Annotated in this window: 21 protein-coding genes and 1 tRNA gene; 2 read left to right on the top strand and 20 right to left on the bottom strand. The window is 40.1% G+C overall.

Features of this window, described 5'->3' with window-relative positions; translation table 11 throughout:
- Nucleotides 1-308: 308 nt before the first annotated feature.
- The 15 genes from NQT69_RS15780 to NQT69_RS15710 all read right to left on the bottom strand — a co-directional run bounded on the left by NQT69_RS15780 (nucleotide 309) and on the right by NQT69_RS15710 (nucleotide 15,780).
- Nucleotides 309-2,381, bottom strand: a complete 2,073-nt coding sequence (locus NQT69_RS15780) for a secretin N-terminal domain-containing protein (protein ID WP_256828640.1) — start codon at nucleotides 2,379-2,381, stop codon at nucleotides 309-311.
- Nucleotides 2,362-2,856, bottom strand: a complete 495-nt coding sequence (locus tag NQT69_RS15775; protein ID WP_256828639.1) for a hypothetical protein — start codon at nucleotides 2,854-2,856, stop codon at nucleotides 2,362-2,364. The genes NQT69_RS15780 and NQT69_RS15775 overlap by 20 nt, the downstream gene beginning before the upstream one ends.
- A complete protein-coding gene (locus NQT69_RS15770; RefSeq protein WP_256828638.1) occupies nucleotides 2,853-3,431 on the bottom strand; it encodes a hypothetical protein in 579 nt (192 codons plus the stop codon). Before NQT69_RS15770 ends, NQT69_RS15775 begins: the two co-directional genes overlap by 4 nt.
- Entirely contained in the window at nucleotides 3,431-4,546 is a 1,116-nt protein-coding gene (locus tag NQT69_RS15765; RefSeq protein WP_256828637.1) for a hypothetical protein, read from the bottom strand. Before NQT69_RS15765 ends, NQT69_RS15770 begins: the two co-directional genes overlap by 1 nt.
- A complete protein-coding gene (locus NQT69_RS15760) occupies nucleotides 4,543-5,451 on the bottom strand; it encodes a general secretion pathway protein GspK (RefSeq protein ID WP_256828636.1) in 909 nt (302 codons plus the stop codon). The genes NQT69_RS15765 and NQT69_RS15760 overlap by 4 nt, the downstream gene beginning before the upstream one ends.
- Nucleotides 5,441-6,154, bottom strand: coding sequence for a prepilin-type N-terminal cleavage/methylation domain-containing protein (locus NQT69_RS15755; RefSeq protein ID WP_256828635.1), 714 nt, complete (start codon nucleotides 6,152-6,154; stop codon nucleotides 5,441-5,443). The genes NQT69_RS15760 and NQT69_RS15755 overlap by 11 nt, the downstream gene beginning before the upstream one ends.
- Nucleotides 6,148-6,549 (bottom strand): PulJ/GspJ family protein, encoded by a 402-nt coding sequence (locus NQT69_RS15750; RefSeq protein ID WP_256828634.1) that lies wholly within the window; start codon nucleotides 6,547-6,549, stop codon nucleotides 6,148-6,150. Before NQT69_RS15750 ends, NQT69_RS15755 begins: the two co-directional genes overlap by 7 nt.
- Nucleotides 6,539-6,943: a type II secretion system protein gene (locus NQT69_RS15745; protein ID WP_256828633.1), complete on the bottom strand. Its 405-nt coding sequence runs from the start codon at nucleotides 6,941-6,943 to the stop codon at nucleotides 6,539-6,541. Before NQT69_RS15745 ends, NQT69_RS15750 begins: the two co-directional genes overlap by 11 nt.
- Complete coding sequence (locus NQT69_RS15740) at nucleotides 6,927-8,126, bottom strand: type II secretion system F family protein (protein ID WP_256828632.1); 1,200 nt, start codon at nucleotides 8,124-8,126, stop codon at nucleotides 6,927-6,929. The genes NQT69_RS15745 and NQT69_RS15740 overlap by 17 nt, the downstream gene beginning before the upstream one ends.
- Nucleotides 8,126-9,784, bottom strand: coding sequence for a GspE/PulE family protein (locus tag NQT69_RS15735; RefSeq protein ID WP_256828631.1), 1,659 nt, complete (start codon nucleotides 9,782-9,784; stop codon nucleotides 8,126-8,128). Before NQT69_RS15735 ends, NQT69_RS15740 begins: the two co-directional genes overlap by 1 nt.
- Complete coding sequence (gene gspG / locus NQT69_RS15730) at nucleotides 9,781-10,176, bottom strand: type II secretion system major pseudopilin GspG (RefSeq protein ID WP_256828630.1); 396 nt, start codon at nucleotides 10,174-10,176, stop codon at nucleotides 9,781-9,783. Before gspG ends, NQT69_RS15735 begins: the two co-directional genes overlap by 4 nt.
- 72 nt (nucleotides 10,177-10,248) lie before the next feature.
- On the bottom strand, nucleotides 10,249-11,286 hold the full coding sequence (locus NQT69_RS15725; RefSeq protein WP_256828629.1) for a nitroreductase family protein: 1,038 nt from the start codon (nucleotides 11,284-11,286) through the stop codon (nucleotides 10,249-10,251).
- Nucleotides 11,287-11,308: 22 nt separating this feature from the next.
- Nucleotides 11,309-13,984, bottom strand: coding sequence for an SLBB domain-containing protein (locus tag NQT69_RS15720; RefSeq protein ID WP_256828628.1), 2,676 nt, complete (start codon nucleotides 13,982-13,984; stop codon nucleotides 11,309-11,311).
- 118 nt (nucleotides 13,985-14,102) lie between these two features.
- On the bottom strand, nucleotides 14,103-14,873 hold the full coding sequence (locus NQT69_RS15715; RefSeq protein WP_256828627.1) for a DUF481 domain-containing protein: 771 nt from the start codon (nucleotides 14,871-14,873) through the stop codon (nucleotides 14,103-14,105).
- Nucleotides 14,874-14,961: 88 nt separating this feature from the next.
- Nucleotides 14,962-15,780, bottom strand: a complete 819-nt coding sequence (locus NQT69_RS15710) for a mechanosensitive ion channel family protein (RefSeq protein WP_256828626.1) — start codon at nucleotides 15,778-15,780, stop codon at nucleotides 14,962-14,964.
- A gap of 280 nt (nucleotides 15,781-16,060) precedes the next feature.
- On the opposite strand from NQT69_RS15710, the gene NQT69_RS15705 reads away from it, so the two are divergent.
- Nucleotides 16,061-16,136 (top strand) — tRNA-His (locus NQT69_RS15705).
- Nucleotides 16,137-16,605: 469 nt separating this feature from the next.
- The gene (locus NQT69_RS15700; protein WP_256828625.1) at nucleotides 16,606-17,058 is read left to right on the top strand and encodes an REP-associated tyrosine transposase; all 453 of its coding nucleotides are present in this window, start codon (nucleotides 16,606-16,608) and stop codon (nucleotides 17,056-17,058) included.
- A gap of 550 nt (nucleotides 17,059-17,608) precedes the next feature.
- On the opposite strand, the gene nagP is transcribed toward NQT69_RS15700, so the two are convergent.
- The 5 genes from nagP to hscA all read right to left on the bottom strand — a co-directional run bounded on the left by nagP (nucleotide 17,609) and on the right by hscA (nucleotide 26,160).
- Nucleotides 17,609-18,898 carry an N-acetylglucosamine MFS transporter NagP gene (gene nagP / locus NQT69_RS15695; protein ID WP_256828624.1) on the bottom strand — a complete coding sequence of 430 codons (1,290 nt, stop codon included), beginning with the start codon at nucleotides 18,896-18,898 and terminating at the stop codon, nucleotides 17,609-17,611.
- A gap of 239 nt (nucleotides 18,899-19,137) precedes the next feature.
- The gene (locus NQT69_RS15690) at nucleotides 19,138-21,786 is read right to left on the bottom strand and encodes a family 20 glycosylhydrolase (protein WP_256828623.1); all 2,649 of its coding nucleotides are present in this window, start codon (nucleotides 21,784-21,786) and stop codon (nucleotides 19,138-19,140) included.
- 338 nt (nucleotides 21,787-22,124) lie between these two features.
- The gene (locus NQT69_RS15685; protein ID WP_256828622.1) at nucleotides 22,125-23,552 is read right to left on the bottom strand and encodes an NAD-dependent succinate-semialdehyde dehydrogenase; all 1,428 of its coding nucleotides are present in this window, start codon (nucleotides 23,550-23,552) and stop codon (nucleotides 22,125-22,127) included.
- Nucleotides 23,553-23,948: 396 nt separating this feature from the next.
- On the bottom strand, nucleotides 23,949-24,287 hold the full coding sequence (gene fdx, locus NQT69_RS15680; protein ID WP_087533302.1) for an ISC system 2Fe-2S type ferredoxin: 339 nt from the start codon (nucleotides 24,285-24,287) through the stop codon (nucleotides 23,949-23,951).
- A 10-nt stretch (nucleotides 24,288-24,297) separates the two neighbouring features.
- On the bottom strand, nucleotides 24,298-26,160 hold the full coding sequence (hscA, locus tag NQT69_RS15675; protein WP_256828621.1) for a Fe-S protein assembly chaperone HscA: 1,863 nt from the start codon (nucleotides 26,158-26,160) through the stop codon (nucleotides 24,298-24,300).
- Nucleotides 26,161-26,184: the final 24 nt, after the last annotated feature.

The raw sequence follows: 26,184 nt of genomic DNA, 5'->3' as shown, positions 1-26,184 counted from the left end.
AAATAGTTAATATTGGCATTATTACACAACACTAACATTCACCCAAATTAAAAATTGTAATCAACCTGTGCAAGTTATTTTAGGTTAACAAAAGTCTGTAGTCTTTAAGCAGATATTTTACTATGCTTAAAAGACTATTTTATTACAATTTATATTTTACCTTTATTTAAAGTACGTACAGTTTTAGTTAGTTTAGCACTTTTTTAAATACGTAACCTCACTTTTACTGACATGCCTAAATTAGCGCTTTGACTCTAACTTTTCAAGTAAATAATTACACTTAGCGGTTAAAAAAGTACATTTTTGCGTTAAAAAGTAATGTTTTCGAGCCCTTTAATAAAGCTTTCTTTCACCCGTTGCCAATCCTCAGTGTTTTGTACTATTTTTGGCGTAACAAGTATAACCAGTTCTGTTTTATCAGTGCTGCTGCTGTCGGTTCTAAATAAGTGGCCAAAAACGGGTAAATCACCAAAAAATGGGATGGATGATGCGCCATTAGATTTATTTTCACTAATTAACCCGCCGAGCATTACGGTTTGGCCGTTACCGGCGACAACCTCGGTATTTAAAGTACGCTCAAAAATAGCGGGAGTATCTGAAACACCGGAGCCATCAGCTGATACATTCGAAATACTTTGTTGTATGGTCATAATTACCGTACCTTGAGCGTTAATGGTTGGTGTCACTGTTAAATCAACCCCGGTTTTACGGTATTGCACGGTAGTGGTTTGGCGATCACCACTGATTGGGTCTGTAGTGGTGCTGCCTATTGTGGGTATATCATCACCCACACTAATATTAGCAGCCACACCATCGCGCACTAATAAGGTTGGGCGCGAAAGTACATTCACTAAGCCATCAGTTTGCGATAAATTAACATTAATATTACCCGGCAATCCCACTATGGAGTAATTAAAGCCGCTTTCACTGTCAAAGCTAAAGGTTTCTTGTCGTGTTCCTGCAGAGCCACTTTCAATGGCATACTGCACCCCTTTAGCAAAACTACCGGTGAGTTTTACTTCGGCAATTACTACCTCCATCATCACTTGTTTTGGCATAATATCGAGCTGGCGAATTATGGGCTGTAGCTCTTGATAATACTGGCCTGTGGAGTAAAAAATAAGGGCGTTGGCGCGCTCATCAACCACTAGGCGTATGCCATCCCCTTCGATACTGCTTACCGAGTTAGTTGTACTTTGGTTTGATGCGTTACTGGGTGTTGGTGCATCGGTTGCGGCCTTTTCGGTGGTTTGTTTATTATTAAAACTGCCTCCGCCTAACAAGGGGGCTAAACTTTGCCCTAAATCTGACGCGCGAGCATATTTGGGGTGATATATGTAAAAGCTTTGCTCAGAGCCGGTTGCTGGTTTATCGAGTTGCTGTTGCCAATATTCTACTCGGTCAATAATTTCATCGGCAGTTGCAAATACCACCACCTGGCCTAAATGTTCTATTGGAATAAAATGCACACTAGAGGATGTCGTTCTGCTACTCTGCGCAGAAATTCCTTCCAGTGCTAATAGCTCTTTGGCTTTTTCAATAAATGTTTGTGAGTCGATATAGTTAAACTTCATTAATGCAACTGCTTTTTTGTTCATTGCGGCGCTGTCAATAATATTAATTAAGCTAATTGCTCTAAGTACCTGCTCACGTTTACCTTTAATAGTTACCATGCCTTGTGAGGGGTCAATACTCACTTGCGCATCAACTAACCCGCCAACAGCACTACGTAGCCCTGTGGATACCCCGTATTTAATTGGCACTAATTGTACAATATCACTCGCTACATTAGGCACAGAGCTTTGAGTACGGCCAAAACCAAATGCTACGTCTGACTTACTGCCTTTAGGGTCTGCAGGAAAGATATAATAAATGCCATCATTTAATGTGATACTAACCTTGTTTTGAGCAAAAATTTCTTGCACTAGTTGGAACAACCTTTGTGCGGTTACTTGTTCTTTAAGCTCTAAAGTGATTGGGGTGTTTTTTGCCTTAATCGAAGGTTCTATTAAATAAGACACCTGTAATAGCTCACCTAAGGCATAATGTATAAAGTCATTCAGGGGTAATGCGTTTACTGAAACCTGATATTTTTTACTGTTATCAAACTGCTTTGACAAATCAATTTCTAAGGTCAGTTGTTCGCCACCGTTTAAGCTATTTACCCGTTCAAAACTGGTTTTATTCTCTGACTGGTCTGATGTTTCAACTTTTTGCTCAGCCTGAGTAGTGTCGTTGGCTTGATCACGTAGATATGAATTTGCAATATCGACCTTTTTCGCTTCTACATTATTGCCAGGATCAGTAAGTGACGCACAACCTGTACCTAAAGTTAGAACACCTAAAAGTAAAATAATTGATTTATGAACTTGTTTTATCATTAGACTGCCGTTGAAAAAGTTTAAATTCTTTAGATTGCTCTGTATTAGCAAGCGTTATAGTGTTGCTGGTTACTGCGGTTAATTTTACATCGCCGCCCAGTGTATCACCTATACGGGCTTTTACTAGTTGCTGCTGGCTATTTTTTACTAATACAAATACTTGGTCTGCTTGGTTAAATATGCCTAGTAATAAAAAAACCTGATCTGAAAAAACTAGTTCATTTTGTCCCGCAATAGGTTTTTTAGCTGATTTACTGGCTTTTAACTGCGCTTGTTGTTTTTTAGCTGCTTCGGCTTCATGTTGCAGCCGTGCAAGCAACTTAGACTCTGTTACTTGCTGCTGTGTTGGATTAGTTAATGTTGTAGCACGAATATGGGTGTCGTTTGACTTATCCGTTTGCGACTCGGCTAATAACTCAGGTACAGCTACAAAGGCTACACTAATAAAAGACACCACCATTATTAACCAATTCATGCTTGTGGCTCCTGCTCTGGTGGTTGGGGCTGCTTATTATTCCACATGAGGATATCAATATCACCGGTAAGGCTTTGGTCATGTTTACCTTCCCAACGACGGGCAATGTAATTATATTCGGTAAAACGAACTAGCGGAGTTAGTAGTTCAAGCTGCTTGGTGACGTTAAGAACACATAATGAGCTACCTTTAAAACGGACATTTAAACGCCATTGTACAATTTTATCATTTAATGGCGTTTGGCCTTGCCAACCGAGCCTGTCGATTTCACATTGGGCACTATTAAAGGTTTTTTCTATTAGCTGCTGAGCTGTCAGTTTAAAATCACTCTCTGAGTTTTTAACAAACACATAGTCCAATATTTGCTCGGCATTATTGTGTACAACTTCCAGCTGCTCAATTAAAGTTTGTTGTTGTTTTAATAACTCAGCTAATTTATTCGCACGCTTTTGCTGCATACTGTTTTGTTGCTTTAATTCTTGGTAGCTGATCCATAATGGGTCGGTAACATATAAAGCAAGTAGTAAGGCAGCTACAACTATAAAGTAGTGCTTATACTTTTCTAATTCTTGCATCAGCCGCTTGCTCCATTGCTATTTGTGGAATTAAGAATGATTTCGATCTCAAACCTTTCGCTGCCTCGATATTTGCGCACGCCGCTGGCAAAAATAGCACTTTTCACTTGTGGTAATTTAGATATTTCACTAATTGTTGCATTGGCATTTGCCGACTCACCAGATAGTGTTAGTTGCCCTTGACGAAATGAAAAGCGGTTAATAATCATACCTGTACTCAACGCACTATTGACCACCTCCCAATCTGACAGTACTGATGGGTGTTTAGCTATATGTTGATTAAATAACACAACTTTACTATTTAATTGATCTAGCTGTTGTTTTTGTGAAAGCAACTGATTGGCATTTTCGCTCTGGCTTGCTATTAATTGCTCAGTCTGATTAATACTAAACCATTGCCAACCTGCCGCTACTGCTAAAAACAAGGTAATACTTAGTAACGGGCCCCAATATAGAGCATGTAGCTGCCATGAAGTTATTTTATTTTTTTTATTGATAGTTGCTATTTTAGGCAAGTTAGCAAGGTTCAAAGCATTAAGCTGCTCGGCTAAAAAGTTGAAATAATGTTGCTGAGAGATTTTATTTACGGTTACATTATCTGCTACACCAATACTATGCTTATAGGTTGTAATATTATGTATTAATCCCCCACAGTATGCGCTGTGGCTGGCAAAATCAGACTGACTGTAAAACAACAACCCAGCAGGTGTATGTAACTCATATAATTGTTTATCAGCTAATTGTTGATTAAGTACTTCTGTTTCTGGGATCAGCAGCCAAGCTTTTGATAATTGTTCAACATATTCATTATTAAAAGTAATCGTTTTCACATCAAAGCCATCGATCTCTTTGTTAATCGTGACTTCAATTAACGATTTCAGATCACTTTGATGTTGTTGATTTATCTTTAATAATGATTTGAGTTCAGCCAAACTTAAAGCAGGGTAGCTCTTATACTGTATAGAGTAATGCTTGCGCGCTACAATCAATAACCAAGGTTTAAAGTTATTACTGCTTTCATACAGAGGGGTTACATTACCATTAGCAAAATAACCCAAACCATTCATTAGCTGTTTTTTTAGCAAGCTTGATTTAGTAAGTTGATTTATTTTCACGATTTATTCCAGCTAACCTTATAAAATGACATAGGTTTTCTATATGTGCGAGGTGATGCATCAAGCGTATATTGCTTAGTCAGTTGTGCGCCATTTAATACTGTTCTCAATTGTACTCTGATTTTATTAGCGGTTGCAAAAGTTATAAACTCCCCTTCATCAACCCCTGTTAAACGATAAAAATCAAGACTGTTAAGGGTACCGTTTTTCCTTCGCTCAATCACTTTATTTGTTATTGTATCATCTTTAATAAACGCATGCAGGATAAGCTCTGGCGCATTTAATGGGTTAAAACCACCAACAAAGTCAGTTGTAAAATATTGCTTAAATTGTTTTAAAGCAACCTGTTCAGCTCCACGTATTAACTTGACTTCGTTTATACTTTGTAAGTAATGGTCTCTTGGTTGATAATGCTTACCTTGGCCACTATAATAAGCGGATTCAGCCCCATTCATTAGATGGTTATCGTTTTCATCAATCCAATCTAATAGCGAGCTTACAAATTGCTCAGCTTTAGCTTCATCAACATTTAGCTGTAACAAGGTCTTTTTTACTAAACTGGCATTATTAATATTTAACCCAACCAAAGCTCGAGTGTCTGTAAGCGTTGCATAAGTTGAATCTGTTAACTTAAATTCTTTACCATAAAAATTCCAGTTTTTAACTACTGAATTCTCACTGCTTGTGTTTGGGTACTTATTGTATGCAAGCAATGCTGTAAACAATTGAGTTTCAGCTTCTTCGAGCTCCAAACGCATCGCAAATTTATTTTGAATTTGCTTAGTCACATCGACTTGCTGTTGTACAGATTGATTAATAAAGATTCCTAGCAGCGCTAAAATAAATGAAATAATAAGCACTTGGACTAATGCAATTCCTTGCTGCATAGATGTATTACGCTCCATTACGAAAGTACCTCGCTAATTCACGGTATGAATCAGTTACTAAATCCACTTGTACATGGGTAGTTTGCTGTTGCGGGTTTTCGAAATATAAAGCTAACTTACTTGGTAAAATACGATTTTCTTCTATGCTATGGGAAGTGTACCACCTTCGTTTTGGCTTTTGTTGACCGGGCTCTAAATCGATAGCAGACAAAGTGCTATTACCTGCATTTTCGGTTGTTTGCCAACCATAAAATTGAAAATTCACTTTATTGATATCGGTTAGTAAAATATGCTGGTACTGCCACTGTGGTTCTTGTGGATACTCTAACAACATTGTGTCAATCAATGGCATTTCATTATAGAGCAAACTTTGTAGACCATTATCTTGCTCAATGGTTTGCAATTGGATTAACGCAGTGGTGTTTGAATATAAGCCAGTGTTCGTCACTAAGGTTATGCTAGTTTGTTGCCCTGAAAACAACACTGAAAATTTATTATTTCGATCTTTTACTATATATATACTGGCAGCTTCAAGTGTTCTAATTAAAGCCTCTGTACCAAGCGAGTTTTGATTAAGCTGCCAAAAGTGATCAGCTCGCTTTTGCCATTTATCGGTATACAAACTATACGCAAAATAGCCTGTAAACATCACCATAGACAACAAGGACGTTGCTATCATTAATTCAATTAAGGAAAAGCCTCGCTGAGTTTGGTTTACCATGCAACAACCCTAAATTCAAATGACTTATCCCCTTTAGAGGAGTTAACCGTTACTAAAAACACCGGATACCTAGGTAACTGAGGAACATCATCATCTATTGATGCTGGAGGAGTAATTTTACTTTGTGTAATTGCATGCCATTCATACTGGAATCCAAATACAGTGGTTAAACCGTTATACTCTTCTTGCTTGGTATCTTCAAAACGCTCTCTAAGTTGGGACTTTATATTTGTGATCACCAACTCAGCGCTCTGATAGTATTTTGCTGCATTCGCGGCTTTTTCAGCGGATAAGCTGCTAGCACTATAAAGTTGTGCCGTTATTGCCAATGATGAAAACAAAATAACTGCGGCAATTAACACTTCGATTAATGTAAAACCTTGGTTAGTTTTCATATTTTTTAAACATGCTATCTAGCTGGAATTCTTTAATCGTATCGTTCCAGAGGACTTTATAACTAGTTGGCGATATTTGAGAGTTGGTCGCAATTAAATAATCATTTGGGGAAAAAACCAATTGTTCAAAATCCATTATGGTGACTTGTTCGTTTACTGTCACTTTAATTTGACTACCTTGCATGCGCAACGCAATCGGGTAACCGGAGTAATAAGCTTGGTAACTCAACCGCTTGAATAACTGCCGTACTTTTTGTAACTCAACTTGACGAGTTTGCTGATCAACTGCTTTGGTAACTAAGCCACCGGTCAGCCCCATTACAATAGCCATTATTGCCATAACGACCATTAACTCAATCAGTGAAAAGCCTTTAGCGTTAGAATGGGACATCATTAATCGACACCATACTCATCAACATCGTGATAACGATACCGCCAACAAAGCCGCCCATAAAAATAAGCATGATTGGCTCCAACATGGTTGTGAGCTTTTTTATTACGCTTTCGAGTTCGGCTTTACTACGCTGGGCAACCTCAGAAAACACCCGAGGTAGGCGCCCGGTTTCTTCACCGACTTTAATAATTGATAAAAAGAAGTCTGGAAAAATACGTGTTTTACTCAGCACTTGACTTAATTGCTTACCCGTTTTTAGTTGTTTTAGTGCTAATTTAGCATCGCGCTTGAGTTCTGGGTGTTTTAAGGTATTAGCTGTGAGCTCTAAGGTGGTATCGAGTTGTAGCCCGGCCTCTAGCATCATCGCCATGGATTGCGAAAAACGAATACGCTCTGCAGTTAAAATAACATTGCCAATGCCTGGTAAACGCGAAATTTTTATATAAAACCAGTTTTTTACTTCAGGGCGTTTTAAGGCGTACGTCAACCCTACAACTGCAGTAATAATGGAGCCAATAATCATTACTTGGTAATCAACAAAAAAGTTACTCACTTTAATGATCATTTGCGTATACCAAGGTGCTTGGCTTAGGTCGGTAAAAATACCTGACATTTTTGGTACAATAAATGTTAGTACAAAGTACACAGCCATAATACATACAAAAAAGATCACACTTGGGTATGTTAAAGCAGTGCTTATTTGTGTACGGAGCTCTTTTTGAAACTTTAAATCGCTAGATAACCGCGCAAGTACCTCTGGTAAGTTACCTGAGGTCTCACCTATTTTTAATAAGCTGATATACAAGGGGCCAAATAACTGCTCATGCTCTGAAAATGCTTCACTTAATGAAGACCCCTTTTTTAACGAGGCTGATATTTGACTCAGTAACCGTGTTAATGCAGGGTGACCATTTGCTTTTTTAATGATGTCGATACCGCGGTCAACACGTATTCCGCTTTCTAGTAATAGTGCTAGTTCGCTGGTAAAAAATTCAAGCTGATCAAGGTTTACCTTTTGCGAGAATAAACCGCTCAAACTTGAGGCGTTTGCTATTGGCTTGATCGACAGTGCATTTAGGCCATCAGCAAGAAGCTTTTTTTGCGCATCAGCTTGGTCGCTCGCGTCAATAACTCCTTGATGACGTGCCCCTTGATTATCAATGGCCTTAAACTCAAACTCCATTAGCCTGCTACCCGCAATACTTCATCAATGGTTGTAACGCCAGTAATAACTTTATAAAGGCCATCTTGCATTAGGTTACGACGTTTTAACTGCGCATTATGCGCTTGCGCTTTAGCAATAAATTGATCATTTTTAGGTAACTGTTTTATTTCATCATCACAGCGAAGGTATTCGTTAATTGCGATACGCCCTTTAAAGCCGCTGTGATTACAGTGTTCACACCCTACTGCTTGTTTTATATTAAGTTCAAGGCCTGCATTTTTTGCTACTTGCTCAATTGGGTAATTTGCTAATAGTTCGGCAACATCGTCTGCAGGTGCGGCACAATGTTGGCATAAGCGCCTTGCTAAACGCTGTGCAACAACAGACACTAGAGCGGCATTAAGTAAAAACTCTTCAACGCCTAAATCAAGTAAACGTGTATACGCACTTGCCGCATCATTGGTATGCACGGTACTAAACACTAAGTGACCGGTTAATGCCGACTGTAACGCAATACGCGCGGTTTCAGCATCTCGGATTTCACCAACCATGATAATATCGGGATCTTGTCGTACAATTGAGCGTAAGCCCGCAGCAAAGTTAAAACCAATATCGTTATTAACCTGAACTTGGTTAACCCCTTCGAGCTGGTACTCTACTGGGTCTTCTAAGGTAATAATTTTTACATCAGGGCGATTAAGCTCATTCAAAAACGTATACAGGGTGGTTGTTTTACCTGAACCTGTTGGGCCGGTTAATAAAATAACCCCAGTGGTTTTACGTAAGTCTTGCTGTATCAGTGATTGGGTGTCATTTGATAAACCCAATACAGACATATCGTAACGTATTGAATCTTTGAGTAAGAAGCGCAATACAATACTTTCACCATCATTAAGCGGCAATGCTGATACACGTATATCAAGCTCTTGATTGGCAATACGTAGCTCTATTTTACCATCTTGCGGACGGCGCTTTTCAGCGATATCCATGCCGGATAATATTTTTAGTCGCGTGGTAATAGGTAGTTGCATTTTAGGGGCAAGTTTATCTACTTCATGTAGTACACCGTCTATGCGATATCGCACCCTAAACCGCCCTTGGTGAGGCTCTAAATGCATATCAGATGCACCGCGCGCTAAGGCTTTAGTAATTAAAGAGTTAAGTAAATTAACTGTGGGGGCTTCTGAGGCTAACTCTCTGAGTCGGGCTTCTTCATCACCGGTTAATTCTTCATCTTCAATGTTACTTTCTGAGATGCTTTGAATTTCATAAAAAAACGTTTGTAACTGTGACTCTGTAGCAACCTGTATTTTTACATCAACATCATGCTGTTGTATGTATTGCGCTAGCGCTAATGAAAGTGGATCTTTACAAGCTAGTAACCACTCACTGTCACTTCCGGTTACCAATAAACAATCAAGTGCTTTTAATTCTTGTAAAATAGTAAGCTCGATTGAATCTGGTATTTGCCAGTTGGCGAAGTCATCTGGGGCAAACAAAGGGTAGCCTAAAAGCTGACTATAAAGCGGTGCTAAATCATCTTCAGTTAAGCAGCCCATGTTCACTAAAATTTGCTCTAAGCGACCGTCATAACGGCTTTGATAAGACTTTGCCTTGTCTAAATCCGCTTGAGAAACGTTAAACTCAGTTGCTAATAACTTCGCCAAATCAATCATTTATGAACAACATCCGCATTTTCGTCTTCGCCACCTGGTTGCCCATCTAGGCCGTAACTCATGATGCTATACGGGTTACCTTCTTCACCTGGTACTTTATATATGTACGCTTTTCCCCACGGATCGAGTGGAATATCTTTTGGTAAATATGGGCCATCCCAGCTTGCGCCAGTGCTTTGTCTAAGCGCCTCTAATGTTGGCGGCACAGTGCCCATATCTAAGCGATAGGTATCAATTGCTGTTTCAAACATTTGCATTTGCGCAACAGCTGTTTTGACTTTTGATGAACTTACTTTAGAAAATAGTTTTGGAGCAACAAGCGAACCAAGTAAACCAAGAATAATTAGTACAATCATCAGCTCCATTAAGCTGAAACCTTTATTTCTTTTCATTGTGGACTCCGAATTAAATTAAACAACGCAGTATATCACTACTAAATTTTGTGTCGATAGTGCTAAAGAGGCTCATTCATTAAAACTTACTACTAGCTCATCAGCTGACTTTTTATCTGAAAACGCAATCTGCCCTGTATCATCAGCATAACCGACGGCAATAAACATCACGACACGTTTATATTGCGCTAAGCCTAATAATTGGCTCACCTTTTGGTCTTGAGTATAAAGCTCTGGCCAATTAATTGGACAACTACTTAACCCTAAGGTTTCAAGTGCTAACATAAATTGCATGCTAGCCAAAGAGGCATCGATATAAATAACGTGACGATCACGCGATAAAGGATAATACGACAGGTCGCCAACAACGGCTATCAAGCAGCGGATATTATCAGCAAACCCTGCGGTGCCCCCCGGCAAATTAGCTAATTTCCTTAGCAAAGGCTGTTGGTTAATGACGTAAAATTGATAAGGCTGACGATTACATGCGCTAGGTGCTTGAGACGCAAGCTCAACTGCGGCTTTAATTTTATCTAGTTCAACTGCCTGCTCTGTAAACCAGCGAGTAGAGCGCCGTGACTTAATTAACTCGGCTAGCTGTTCATAATTAATTGAATGAGTGGCTTTAGCTTTTTGTTGGTATGGTTTTTTATTCGATACCAATAGGGTTTTAATCGCCCCGTTAAAAATCTTTTGATTTAATTGTATTTTTTCATGGGTTGAGTCAACCACAGAAAAGTATTCAAACAGTACATCTGTTGCCCATTGTAATTCTGAGCTTGAATAATCAGCGCGCGCAGAGGCTACTTTATAAGCTAAAACTGTTTCAGTTATATAGTCGAGGGCAAAAACACTTCTGCGAGGGCGCATTATGAGCCCCTTTTCTATACGGTGAATGTTCCGTCTTAATAAAGCAGAAGAGCGGCCATGCTGTCCACCTTGCTTTAAATACTGTAAGCGAGCTTTTAAAATTGCTTGATGTTCATAAAAAAAATCACGCGAAAAAACAGTAAAAAATAAGCTGGAAGTAATTGGCGTTGCAGCACATAGCGGTAGCACTATGCGCTGAAACTTACCAACTGCTCGTTTTATAAGCGCTTTGATTTTCATGTAGACCAGTCATGTTTGTAAATTATAATGAACCTATCGCAGCAACGGCTACACCCATTTGATACAGAATTTGTGTTGCTGAACTCCAAAGAGTTAAGTTATCAATATAATCGGTATCTAATGGTACTACGATTGTATCTCCTGGCGATAACTGAGCAGCGTCATTCACGGCAAACCAAGAGCCTGTTTCAGGAATTTCAACTAAACCACTGGCTTTGATGATATAGATGCGGTCTTGATCAGCACGCTGTTTTAAACCACCACTACGAGCAAGGTAATCATCTAAATCTAGCCCTTGATCATACAAGTGTGAGCCCGAGAAGTTTACTTCACCAACAACACTGATACTTGTACGCTTAGACGGAATATAAAGAACATCTTTATTTTCAACTTTTAACTGGCGCTCACCATTTACGATTGAAGGTAAATCAATCACTAATCGCCCTACTGCTTTTACTTGAGCTATATCAGATAATAAGCTGCTCATATCTTGATATGATAGCGACGAATCGGTAATCGAACTATTGAAGCTCTTAGCGGCAATGTCTCGGCGTAAATCTTCTGAGATTTTATTTAACTGCTGCTGTTGCTGCAGACGAATTGCATCACGGGTGAATATAGCCCCTTCAGGGAATGAAAACTCCGTAAACCCACCTGCGCGTTTAATAACACTGGCTAAGTCTTCGCCTTTTTCGATACTGTATACCCCTGGGAACTTCACTTCACCAACGATATTGATTTTTTCATCTTGCTGCCAATTTGGGATCGGGTAAATGTTGATGGTATCTTTACTTTGTAAACTAAACTTGTTGTCTTTTGGCGCATTTAAAGCAGCAGAAATATTCATCGAAAGATGTTCAAGCGATGAGTTATCAGCAAGGCGCGTGACTTCAGCGCTTTCTAAATATGCAGACTCTTTTAACCCTCCGGCAGCTATAATTGCATCTTTCACGGAGCCATTTACTGGTCTTGGGTAAACCCCTTCGAAAAACACTTCGCCACGCACAGCAATGATCTGTAAACCACCATCATTATTCGCTTGCTGATTTAATTTAGCCAAAATTGGGGCTAGTAATTTTTTACGACTAAATATGGCATAGTCGTTTTCACCTAACTCTTCTTTTTGGGTGATTAATTCAGTAATTGATTTTGCGCTTTTCTCTGCTTCTTCTTTTGTTTCTGCCAAGCTGGCATCTAGCGCTTTATTTAAATCAATAAACTCATAAAACTTTCTTTCTTCATATTCACCCCATAGCTTTATTTTTTCTTGCAGCTTTAATTGCTCTTGAGTGAGTGCCATGGTGCCTAGCGCAATTTCTTCGTTTTCTATCGATTGAAAACGGCTGAACACCACCACTTTATCTCGTGGTTGTAAAACTAAGTCATTGTTACCTTGCACAGCTTCAACAAGAGAAAATTGATGAACTTCAATATCGCCACGGACATTTTTTTCTCGAATAATGAGTGAGTAGTCGTAATCGGCAATCGGGAGTAGATCAGTTTTTAATGAACTAAATAACTGACTTACAGATTTTCCTTCGTACCATGAGTAATTGCCTGGGTGGGCCACAGCACCAATTAACGTTACCGCATTATCTAGCTGCTTACTTGAAGATGGTACTTTTACTGTATCGCCATTTTTTGGGTTATAGGCATTTTCATTTAACAAGTTAAGCTGCAATACCGTTTTTGAGCTGTTGCCAGTATAACGTTCTACCACTGATTTCTGTGGGAATGCTGCGGCGGTAAAACCTCCAGCCATAGCAATGAGGTCTTGACTTGTTTCTTTACTTTTTAGTTCAAAAATTGCAGGACGACGCACTTCACCTTGCACTTTAACTTGCAGTCCAACAGGAGGAACAAATACAACGTCGCCTGGCTTTAAGATGACATCATTACGGCTATCACCTTTAATAAGTAAGCTGTATAGGTCTAACGTGGTCACTGTTTTACCAGCGCGTTTTAGTTGAATATTACGTAAAGAGCCAATGTCAGAAATCCCGCCACTGGCAAATAATGCATGGGTAATTGACGATAAAGACGGCACAGTATAAGTACCAGGCTTATACGCTTCACCAAGTACCATAACTCTAATAGAGCGCGTTTTACCCATTGATACAAACACTTCTGTACCAATTACTTCTTGCTCTACTTTTGCTTTGATTAGTTTTACTACATCTATGTACGGCATACCGGCAACAGTAACAGGCTTGAGATTACTTATGGTTAAGCGACCTTCTCTGTCTACTGTAACTTCTTCTGTAGAGGTCTCTTTACCAAACAGGTTTACGCTTAGCGTATCACCAGGGCCTACAATGTAGCTGTCTGGAACAAGTGCATTTTCTGAAGGGGTAAATGTTGTTGGCTCACCTGAGAATAGCTCATAGCCAAATGGTGTTAACTCATCTTCTTTTGGTTTAAATTTTTCTTCTTCGGTTAATGATTCATTTTCACTCTGATCACTAAACGGGTCTCTTGGCAGAACTGATTGTGTATTTTCATCTTCAAGCTCATTACTATTTTGCCCGCTTTTATTGAGCATGCTCATGTCTAAGCCATACTTTTTAGCTAACGCTTCTTGCTGGGCTTTAGGTAGCTTTTTAAATTGCGCGATTTGCTGCGATGTAGGAGTAGCCGATTGTGCCATCGCGGCTGTTGATAATACAATTGAGATAAAAAAAGCAGATATAAGCTTCATGAAATTCACAAATTTTCCCTTCTAAGAAAACAAAGATAACCGCGGCATACTACATCATTTTTTATGCAAAAAAAATGGGTAAACATTGTTTACCCATTCTTATGAATCATTTAATTAGTTAAAAACTGTAAACCAATGTCAATGAGGTTTCTGTATCCGTGTTTTCTTTATCATCGGCAACATCAGAGTTATGCGTAATGTTGTAAGCCACCTTCATTTGCAGTGAGCCATTAATTTTAGCTAGTAATGCCGTTTCAGAACGCGTTTTGGTGTTAGTATCACCATACTCTACTGCAACTAGTTGCGTAAATTTAGCGTTATCAGAAATCTGCCAATTATAATCAAGCTTGCCTAAGGCAATGATTTCACTGTCAGTCTCACCTGCATTTGGAATGCCATCTTCATCTACGCTACCTTCAGGGAACTCAAAGTATTTGTAACCTGGACCAATTTCAGCGTTTAACCACATATTTTCGCTATCAAGTAAGCGTCGGCCGTAACCAGCTGATATTACCGCTTCGTTACGGTATGCACCAAAGTAATCTGATACATATGAACCATAAATATATAAATGAGAGTGTTCTTCATTTAATTTGTAGTTACCTTGAGCAGATAAAGAGTATTTTTCGTTAGTACGCTGAGTTTCTTTTTCACCTGCAGCGTTCTCAACTTCATCTTCTTTATAAAGCCCGTCGATTTTGTATTCATTGTTCCAGTTTTCTAGGTTATGTAACGCTTTAATACCACCTTTTAAAGTGGTTGTTTCAGTGTTACCGCTGGTGATAATAGCACCTAGCTCACTAGTAACTTCCCATGTTTGAGTTTCTTCTGCGAATGCGTTAGTTGTCGCTGATGCTGCAACTAAAATTGATAAAAGCTTTAATTTCATTTAAAAAATAACCTTTGCTACTTTGAGTTGAATTAGCACGCACTAAAAGGTGGCATAGCCACCTTTTAGCTTAAAATCGTCCTAGATATTAGTCTTGCTTGTGAAAATGCACATCCATTTGTGGGAATGGGATGTTGATGTTTGCATCATCAAGTGCGATTTTAATGTTTTCCATTAAATCGAAATATGTTGGCCAGTAATCTGCTGAGTTAACCCAAGGGCGCACAACAAAGTTAACACTCGAATCACCTAATTCATTAACAGCTACTGTATAAGCAGGGTCTTTAAGTAGGCGCGGTTCTTTATCTAATACAGATTTCAATACTGCTTTTGCTTCACGCAGATCTGCGTCATAACCAACACCAATGACTAAATCGATACGGCGTGTTTTTTCACGAGAAAAGTTAACAATTGGGCCTGACATAATTGCTGAGTTAGGCATGATAATAACTTTGTTGTCTGGAGTACGTAATTCAGTAGAGAAGATTTCAATTTTATCAACACTACCCATTTTGCCACCAGCTTCGATGAAATCACCTGATTTGAATGGACGAAGAAGGATAATTAAAACGCCTGACGCAAAGTTTGATAAAGAACCTTGTAACGCTAAACCGACAGCTAAGCCTGCAGCACCAAGAATTGCGATAAATGAGGTGGTTTCGATACCTATTTGCGATAGTGCCATCAGGATCGTTGCCATAAATACGATGGCATAAACAATACTTGCTACAAAAGAGCCAACAGCTTTGTCTACTTTCTTTTTAGCAAATGCTTTTTCAGTTAATCCGCCGCAAAACTTGGCGATACGACCACCTAGTAAAAAAATGACCAGCGCAATAACAGCTTGAATGCCGTAATGTATAATTAAGCCTGAGTTCTCGTTTATCCAATTTATGATTGTATCCATATTCACTCCTGATGTGGTATTAAGCAGTTTGCTGGTTAAATTATATCTGATTTAAAAGTATTATTTTATAAATTTATCTCATTATATATAGCACAGGTTCAGAAATACGAAATTTCTGAGGCTCGTAAGTCTATTTTACTTGTATGAACCCAGTATGAAAGATTGTTTTTCAAACAAAAAAGCCTGTTATATACTTTTTTTAAGTTTTTTTTCAATTTCCCCTTCACAACATTTATAAAGTTATGTATTATCCGCGCCACACCAAACAAGGTGTGTTGTGGCGGTTGTAGCTCAGTTGGTAGAGCCCCGGATTGTGATTCCGGTTGTCGCGGGTTCAAGCCCCGTCAATCGCCCCATTTTTTCTCTTCTTTTAATATCGTTTCTTTTTTAATATCCCATTTTAATTTTTATATAGCAAATCCCAACATTAAAACATCACGGCTAAAGCCTGTTCCTACGCTATATTTACCCGTAGGAGAGCGCTTTAGCGCCGAATGGATTTGACATAGATCGCAAACCTAAACAGCATCACGGCTGAAGCCTGTTCCTACGATATACCTACACGTAGGAGAGCGCTTTAGCGCCGATTGGATTTGACATAGATCGCAAACCCAACAAAATCACGGCTGAAGCCTGTTCCCACGTTATGTTTACACGTAGGAGAGCGCTTTAGCGTCGATAGATTTTACACATATCGCAAACCTAAACACCATCACGGCTGAAGCCTGTTCCTACGTTATATTTACACGTAGGAGAGCGCTTTAGCGCCGATTGGCTATTTAAGCTACACTTTCATTCACCCGTTTTATATTTAAAGGATTAAAAATGAAACCTCATTCGTACAAATTACGCCAACATCGCTACTCGAACATTAACCATTATTACTCTGTTACCGCATGTACATTTAATAGAATTAAACTCTTTGAAGATTTTTGCAATGCACGTATTTTAATAAACTCGCTAAAGCACTCAGATTTAAATGGCCTCTCTAAAACTGTCTGCTTTGTCATAATGCCTGATCATATGCATTGGCTATTCCAGCTTAAAACGAAAAGTTCGCTATCTTCAGTTGTTGGCAAGGTAAAAGGACGGGCTTCATTTTTAATAAACAAAACTAAAAAAGAGCAAATTTGGCAAGCTGGCTTCTATGATTCATTAATTAGAAATGAAGAACACTTAATGCGTCAAGCAAGGTACATAGCAGCAAATCCGCTTAGGGCTGGTATCGTCGATGAATTAAGGAAATACCCCCATTGGGATTGTATTTATTTAAATTAGTAAAATCACGGCTAAAGCCTGTTCCTACAATATATTTACACGTAGGAGAGCGCTTTAGCGCCGATTGGATATACAAATATCGCAAATCTAAACATCATCACGGCTAAAGCCTGTTCCTACGATATACCTACACGTAGGAGAGCGCTTTAGCGCCGATAGGTTTTTGCATATATCACAAATCTAAACACCATCACGGCTGAAGCCTGTTCCTACGATATACCTACACGTAGGAGAGCGCTTTAGCGCCGATAGGTTTTTGCATATATCACAAATCTAAACACCATCACGGCTGAAGCCTGTTCCTACGCTATACCTACACGTAGGAGAGCGCTTTAGCGCCGATTGGATTTACAAATATCGCAAATCTAAACATCATCACGGCTGAAGCCTGTTCCTACAGACAAAAAAATGCCACCTTTCGGTGGCATTACACACGGGATTATTTCTACATGATAGAAATTCTTTTCAAATATTAGATGTTATATGTTGCTTAAGGCTTTTATCTTTCGTTTTAACCTTATTTTTGCAACTTTTATCTTGAACCTTAAATTTACTTCCAGCTTTTCATTTTATGGCCTTTAACAGCATAGAAAAGAATAAATAAATAACAAGGTAACATAACTATATAAGCTGTTTGCTGCGCATCAGCTGAGTCAACACCGCCACTGGCAAGACCCCAGAATAATGGGCCAAATGCACCACCGGCAATACCCATCACTAACAGGCCTGAACCTACGCTGGTTAATTTACCTAAACCTGAAAGCGCTAATGGCCATACAGCAGGCCAAACAATTGCATTGGCGAATCCTAACACAGCAATCATCAATAGTGTATCAGGTAATTGCACTTCTAAACCTAACATAGTTGCAATAACAACAGAACTTGAATCGCTTAATACAATCGCTAGCGTTAACACGCTTCCTAAGATTGCTGACACGCTAAGTGCCGCTTGTTGAGAGATAACACGCGGAATTAATAAAATACCAATGATGTAACCAAGCACCATACAGGCCATGGTATACGATGTCATTACGCTATATTTTTCAACACCGAGCGATAGTGCAAACGTACCAATTGTATCACCTGCAATAACCTCTACCGCAACATATACAAACAAAGCGACTACACCAAGCGCTAAACTTGGGTGTGCTAATGCGGCTTTAACTTGGCCTTGTTGGCCTTGTTCTTCTTCGTCAAGTAATTCAGGAAGTGGCATCTTAGTAACGGCAAAACCAAGTGCCCCAATGAACAGTGCCATACCTAAATACGGGTAAATTAGGCTATTTGCCATTGCATCGATTTCTAATTGTGTTAACTCTTTGCCAACAAAACCGGTGAAGTCACTTAAAATAAGCGCCGTAAATACGATAGGTGCAATAACTCCGGCACCCTTGTTTAAAATCCCCATTACACTAACACGCGCTGCGGCGGATTCTTCAGGGCCAATACGAACAACATATGGATTAACTGCCGTTTGCAATAACGTTTGACCAGCCCCCATCACTAATTGGGCGAATAAAAACAAAGCAAACACTTGGGTTTTCGCTGCGGGTATAAATAATAAACCGGCAACCATCATGGTTGCCATGCCCAGTGCCATCCCGTTTTTATAACCCACCTTGCGAATGATCATCGCCGATGGCACTGCGGTAAATGTCACTGCAATATAAAAAGAGAATAAAATCAGCGATGCTTGAAATGGAGTGAGTTGCAATACCTGTTTTAAGTAAGGCATTAATGACCCATTTAACCAGGTCGCAAAACCGAGTATAAAAAATAGAGTGGCAACAATGGCCATGGGTATAAAATTACTTTGCTTCTTTGACACGGTGGCTTCCATAAAACGTTCTTCTTGTTGTGTGCTTTGATAATAATTATTGATATTGCCTTGGCGTTTCAGCCAAGATTACAATCGCCGCTTTGTTCAGGTCATTTTATAACATTACCATAACAAAAATGACAGCGCTGCCATAAAACTTTACGTTAATTACAGGCATATTACTAGTAACGATTTATTTTACAACAGACGATAAAAAAGGGCCTTATGGCCCTTTCGTTAATATATTAATTGCTAATACATTAATTTATATACGTAATTCTGCTGTTAATTTGTTCGTTCAAGTGGCTACGCAGAGCAATAGCTTGGTTTTCAGAAACACTGATCGGAGCTGTATAAAGCTGCCAAGTGTTGCCATTGTCTAAACTATACTCAATATCCAAATAAGCAAATGGTGTATTTACATGTAATTTGCCATTTTCAATAACGCCGCCAGGTACGGGTAAGTTTATACTTACACCCGCATTCGCAAGCTTTATTAGCTCTTTAAGACCAACAGCCGCAGCAAACTCTGACCAATCTTTAGCACGGGATTTAGTATCAACTTGTTCCCCTTCCCATGGTGCTTTATGCCATGCTCGCTCTGCTACTGATAAAATACGCGGGAAGATCATCGCCAGTACTTGCTCTTCGGTACGAATAGTTTCAGACCAAACCTGACCTTGCATACCTAAAATATTCTCAGGCTTTTCTAGCTGCGGTAATGGGCGACCAACAAGTGCTTCTAAGTTTTCAATTGGCTCGCGGGTGCGGGTGTAGTCAGCATTAGCGTATACGTCATCCGGCATATAATTAAATGCTTTTGCGGTATCGGTATAACGCGTTGCCCAATAATAGCCACGCTCTTGTGGATGAGCTTCGTAAGGGTGATCAAAATACAAATGTGTACCATGAGATAGCACTACTTGATAACCAGCATTCGCTAAGCGATACGCTCTATCTGCCACTCCCCATTCCCAAATATTATCCCACACATTTGCGGTAAAAGTTTTATTTGGAAATTCATCACGCTTGAATGGGTTGGTGCGGTCATACATTAGGCCGTCTTCCCATGCACCTGGTGAAATACCACGTTTTTCAAGTAGTTTAGCGACTCGCTGGGTAAAGTAAGGCTTTAAATCTGCAGCGCCCGCAACACCATTATTTGGATCAGCAAACATCGCTTGGCAGATTGGTGAACCAACCCAAGAGCCGGCCCCGACTTCATCACCACCAAAGTGTAAGTTAGTCAGCTGAACACCGGCTTCACGGTACATTTGTTGTAGCTCGTAGGTCACTTTATCTAAAAATGCGTAGGTTGAATCCATACACACATTCATTGAGTTATCTTTATAGTTTTGTACCGTCATGTACACTGAAGTGTCATTTGGATCACTCAATAAGTATTGGGTTGCCGCGCTGATATCAACTTGTTGGATTTCTTTATCTGTTTGCTTAGTGTTAACTAAATTGTTTTTAGCGGCTTGTTTCGCTTCATCACTTAGCTTGTGATAGCGCGCTTCCATTGCTTTTATTGAGGCACGTGCATGGCCTGGGCCTTCAATTTCAGGAATGATTTGAATGTGACGATCTTTTGCAAACTTTAATAATTCAACGAATTCACTACGGGTAAGGTAGCCATTACCTGAGCCTGATTTAAATGGACCTGTACCAAGCTGCGTTAATAAACACTCGCGTTCTTGCAAGTCAAAACAACGGTAACCACCAATATCTGTCAGTTCAGGTAAACCTGGTATTTCTAAACGCCAGCCTTCATCTTCTGAAAAGTGCCAATGAAGTTTGTTCATTTTATAGCGAGCCATTTGTTCAACTAGTTTGAACATCGCCTCTTTACCATGGTAGTTACGGCCATTATCGTAATGCATACCACGCCAGCCATAACGCGGGCTGTCTTCAAGCTCTAACTGTGGTACTTCAATCGACCCTTTGCTGTTAGCGGGTAATAAATTGAGTAAGCTTTGCATGGCGTAAAATACCCCTGCGTTATCACTGCCAACAATCTCAATGCGGTCATCATCGATTTCTAATGTGTAACTTTCGCTCTTACCATCGGCTAAATTTGGATTTACTTTTAGGCTGATCAGTTTTTCTTTATTGGCTTTTATATGATCAGGTTGTGCTTTAAGTTTTAGGCCGTAGTCATCTTGCAAGTCTTGCATGAAAACCATGACTTCACTTTTTAACTGCCCTTGAAAACGAATTTGCCAGCTACTATCAAGTTTGGCGACACCGCGATTAAACTCGATGTTTTGCGGTTTTGGAATAATACGCTTTAGTGCATCTTCTTTAGAAACTTGAGTTGTTGCCGCTTGGTTACGCTCGTAGCGCACTTGCGGGGTGATCAATACAGTGCGGTCTTTAGGTTCGTTATAACGACGTAACTGATTTTCACGCTCAAACGGGGCGACAAATTGGCTCATATCTTCGCTATCTGTGTTAGCAAAAATAGCAGGTTTATTATCACCCGAGACAAAAAATGCGCGAGGCATAAAGTCGGTATAAGCAACCACCCACACTTGGGCATCAAATTCGATATCTAAGCTTTTACCTGCGGCCAACCCTTTAAATTCTTTGGTTGGTACAATGCGGTGTAAATCACCATTAACATGCTCGATATTCAAACCTTTAACATGCTCAGTATTAATTTTACGAACAGAGTGAATATAAAGCTGCCAATCACTTTCACCAGCAGGTAATGCAACATCTGATTGGTTATTTAAGGTAATTTTGCCTAAAAACCCAGAATCTTTATTATGAAAGTTATCGACAACTGCAAATGTAAGTGTGGTCTGCTTTGCAAAACTATTTACATCATTTTGCGAAAATTGCGCTTGCGCCATCAAAGGCATAGCGGCTATTAAACCTGCTAAAGCGTGCTTTTTAAAATCCATTATTCTCTCCTCGTTTATACCCTAAGACTACGCATTTCCCCCCGCATAATCTCTTATTATTATTTATTTGCTCCTGTCCATCATATAAAAACTAAAATGACAGCGCTATCATTATTTAAAAAATAAGCGGTAAGCGGTAAGCGGTAAGCGGTAAGCGGTAAGCGGTAAGCGGTAAGCGGTAAGCGGTAAGCGGTAAGCGGTAAGCGGTAAGCGGTAAGCGGTAAGCGGTAAGCGGTAAGCGGTAAGCGGTAAGCCAAAAAGTTTGAGTATAACAAGTTACTATGTCAATACTTAAAAATTCTCGGGCTGCTTAAAACTTATAGCTTACCGCCCTACAGCTAGACTTTCATACACACATATTTTTCTTCTAGATATTCGTCAAGGCCTTGGTGGCCGCCTTCTCGTCCTAGGCCTGATTGTTTTACACCACCAAAAGGAGCAACGGGGTTGGAGATCAGCCCTTCGTTGATCCCTACCATGCCGTACTCGAGTGCCTCGCTTACGCGGTAGATTTGTTTTATATCTTGGCTATAAAAATAAGCAGCAAGACCGTACGGTACGTCGTTAGCCAGAGCAAGTGCTTCGGCTTCTTCATCAAATGCGATAATGCTGACCACAGGGCCAAATACTTCTTGATGGTAAATGTCCATTTTAGGGGTAACGCCAGTTAAAATAACAGGTGCTTGAAAGTTACCGCCTAATTCTTTGACAGCATTTATTTGAACTGCGCCTTTTTGTTTAGCATCGGTGAGTAGTTCTTGAACTTTTTGTTTGGCTTTGCCATAAATCAACGGGCCAATATCGCTATCTTCTTCAAAGCCATGAGCAACTTTTAACAAACCTACTTTTTCATTTAACTTTTTAACGACTTCATCTAACACGCTGCGCTGTACGAATATACGGTTTGCTGCCACACAGGTTTGCCCTGCGTTTCTAAATTTAGCGCCCATTAAACCTGTAACGGCTTCATCTAAATCAGCATTATCAAAAATAATAAACGGCGCATTGCCACCGAGCTCCATTGAGGTACGCTTAATTGTGGACGCACATTGTGTTAGTAATTGCTTACCTACACCGGTTGAACCGGTAAACGTGAACTTACGAACAAGCTCAGATTCTGTTAGCAGTTCACCGACCATTTTCGCGTTCTCAGATACCAATACATTAAATGCCCCTTTTTCAAAACCTGCCTGATCAGCTAAATAAGCCAGTGCAAGCGCACAAAGCGGCGTATGTTCTGATGGTTTTAATACAAAACTACAGCCTGCGGCATAAGCCGGGGCTACTTTACGAGTCACCATGGCTATAGGGAAGTTCCAAGGAGTAATGCCAGCTACTACGCCAATTGGTTGCTTAAAGCTAGTTAAACGGTGTTGATTGTCTGTCGGTGGGATCACATCGCCATAACTACGCTTAGCTTGCTCGCTATACCATTTTATAAAACCAGCACCATATTCTACTTCACCGAGGGATTCTTTGAGTGGCTTACCCTGCTCTTTAGTCATCAGCCCGGCAAGGGTTTGTTTGTGCTCTATAACTAATTCGTACCAACGCATTAATACTTCACTACGCGATGAAGCATTAGTAGATTTAAGTTTTACAAATGCGCCGTGAGCGGCTTTGATGGCTTTATGAACTCCATCATCATCAATATCACTGACTTCTACTATACTTTTTTCGGTAGCTGGATCATCTACGCTAAATCGCGAATCGGTTTTATAAAACTCACCATTTATAAACGAATCAGTAAAAACTAAATGTGACATGAGGCCTCCGTTAGTAGCTATCAGACTTGAGCCCTAAGCTGTAAGTTTTAAGTTATAAGTAATTAAACGCCCCGCCTACAATTTCTCTCTAAACGCAGCGCCTCTTAACTTCTTTGTCAGTAAATCTGTTATATCTTTCGTGGCTAAAGCCGACTCCTACCAAAAAACTATAAACACGTGGGAAATGACTTTAGCCATGAACTTTTCAACCGCTCGGCGTAAAACTCCGGCTACGCAAAATTACACACCAATGCCAGTCAGTTGACGAGAGCTGAGTTGTCTTGAGCAGATTTTTCATAGCAGAAACAAAAACACCGCGTTCACATTGAGCGCGGTGTTTTCTTTAAAGCTTACAGCTTACGGCTTATAGCTCTTATCTTACAGCTACACTTTAACTCAATGCTCTTCATTAACGATATTGAGATTATACTTTGGTATTTCAACCACGAGATCTTCATCTTTAATGATTGCTTGGCAGCCAAGGCGTGACTCAGACTCTAAGCCCCAGGCTTTATCTAGCATGTCATCTTCTAGTTCGTCGCTTTCATCTAGTGAATCAAAACCTTCACGAATTACTAAGTGGCAAGTAGTACACGCACATGATTTTTCACAGGCGTGTGGAATACTAATACCGTTTTTTAAAGCAACATCTAAAACTGTTTCACCTGTTGGTGCTTCGATTGCGGCGCCGTCAGGACATAATTCCGGATGGGGAAGAAAAATAATTTGTGGCATTCTAACCTCTTTAAACGTTGTCTACTGACTGCCCTTGCAGTGCTTTTTTAATCGATGCATCCATTCTACGCTCAGCGAATACGCTGCTGGCGTTGTCTACTTTTTCAATGGCTGCTTTTATATCACTTGGCTCAATGGCTGATTCTCTAACTGCTGCAAGCTCTGCAATTTCAGCTTTTAAATTATTTAGCTCTGCTTCATCTAGCAATTGACTATCGCTAGCAAGTGATGCTTCCAGCGCTTCAATCACGCGTAACGCTTCTACTTGCTGCTCTTTGAGCATACGCGCTTGCATATCGTCTTTCGCGTTTGTCATTGACTCTTTAAGCATGTTTGCAACTTGGTCGTCTGATAAACCAAATGACGGTTTTACTTGAATATCCGCTTTTACACCCGTTGATTTTTCCATTGCTGACACACTCAATAAACCATCCGCATCCACTTTAAAGGTGACGCGAATATGTGCAGCACCAGCGGCCATAGCTGGAATACCTTTTAAGCTAAATTTAGCTAATGAACGGCAGTCGTCAACCAATTCACGCTCACCTTGCAGTACATGCAATGACATAGCTGTTTGGCCATCTTTAAAGGTGGTGAATTCTTGTGCGCGTGCAACAGGGATTGTGGTGTTACGCGGAATGATTTTCTCAACCAAACCACCCATGGTTTCAAGGCCTAACGACAACGGTAGTACATCAAGTAATAGCATGTCTGAGTCAGGCTTATTGCCTACCAGCACGTCGGCTTGCAATGCTGCACCTAAGGCTACAACGCGATCAGGGTCAATCGATGTTAATGGCTCTTTATTAAAGAACTCAGCTACTTGGTTACGTACAATCGGCATGCGGGTCGAGCCGCCTACCATTACCACTTGCAATACTTCGTCATTTTCAATGCCAGCATCTTTTACTGCACGACGACATGAACGCAGTGTTTTTTTCACTAGCGTCATTGCCAGCTCTTCAAACTTTTCGCGGGTGACTTCAACCATGTACTTTTCATCGTCAAATTCAAGGCCAACGTTCACTTTTGCGTATTGGCTCAATGCTTCTTTGCAAGCTTTAGCTTTATTGATGAATAAACGAAGTACCGAAGGCGATAGGTTCATTACCCCAGTTTCACGCTTAAAGTGATCCACTAATAATGAGTCAAAGTCATCACCACCTAAGCTTGAATCACCACCGGTTGCTAATACTTCAAATACACCTTGGTTTAAACGTAGTATAGAGATATCAAAGGTACCGCCACCTAAGTCATAAACCGCGATAATGCCTTCTTGGCCTGAGTCTAAACCGTAAGCAACTGCCGCTGCTGTTGGCTCATTTAATAAACGCAGTACATTGATCCCAACAAGCTCTGCTGCATCTTTCGTGCTTTGGCGCTGAGCGTCATCAAAATAAGCGGGAACGGTGATCACGGCACCTAAAATGTCTTGCCCTGCAAAGCTCTCTTCTGCACGTTGTTTAAGTGCTTTCAAAATATCGCTTGAAGCTGTGATTGGGCTGATATTGCCCGCAGCTGTGCTGATTGCTAAGGCACCATCATGCTGACAAAAGTCATAAGGCAATTGGCCATAGCTTTGTTGTATTTCTGTTTGAGTTTTACCTAAAAAGCGTTTTACAGAGATAAGCGTATTTGCAGGGTCTTGAGTCGCCGCTTGCACTGCTTGCTCGCCCACAGTAACGCTATCGGCTTGATAACGAACCACTGACGGTAACATAGCTGCACCACTTACATCAGTTAGTGTGCGTGCTTCGCCGCTTTGAACAGTTGCTACTAATGAGTTGGTTGTGCCAAGGTCGATACCTATGGCTAACTTATGTTCATGTGGTGCCGCGCTCTGCCCCGGCTCAGCAATTTGCAATAATGCCATAATGCTCTTTTAACTCGCTTTGAC

This window comes from Pseudoalteromonas shioyasakiensis, assembly GCF_024518675.1.
Lineage (GTDB): Bacteria > Pseudomonadota > Gammaproteobacteria > Enterobacterales > Alteromonadaceae > Pseudoalteromonas > Pseudoalteromonas shioyasakiensis_B.
Note: the sequence above shows the minus strand (reverse complement) of the source record. Positions and strands in the feature narration are given on the sequence as shown.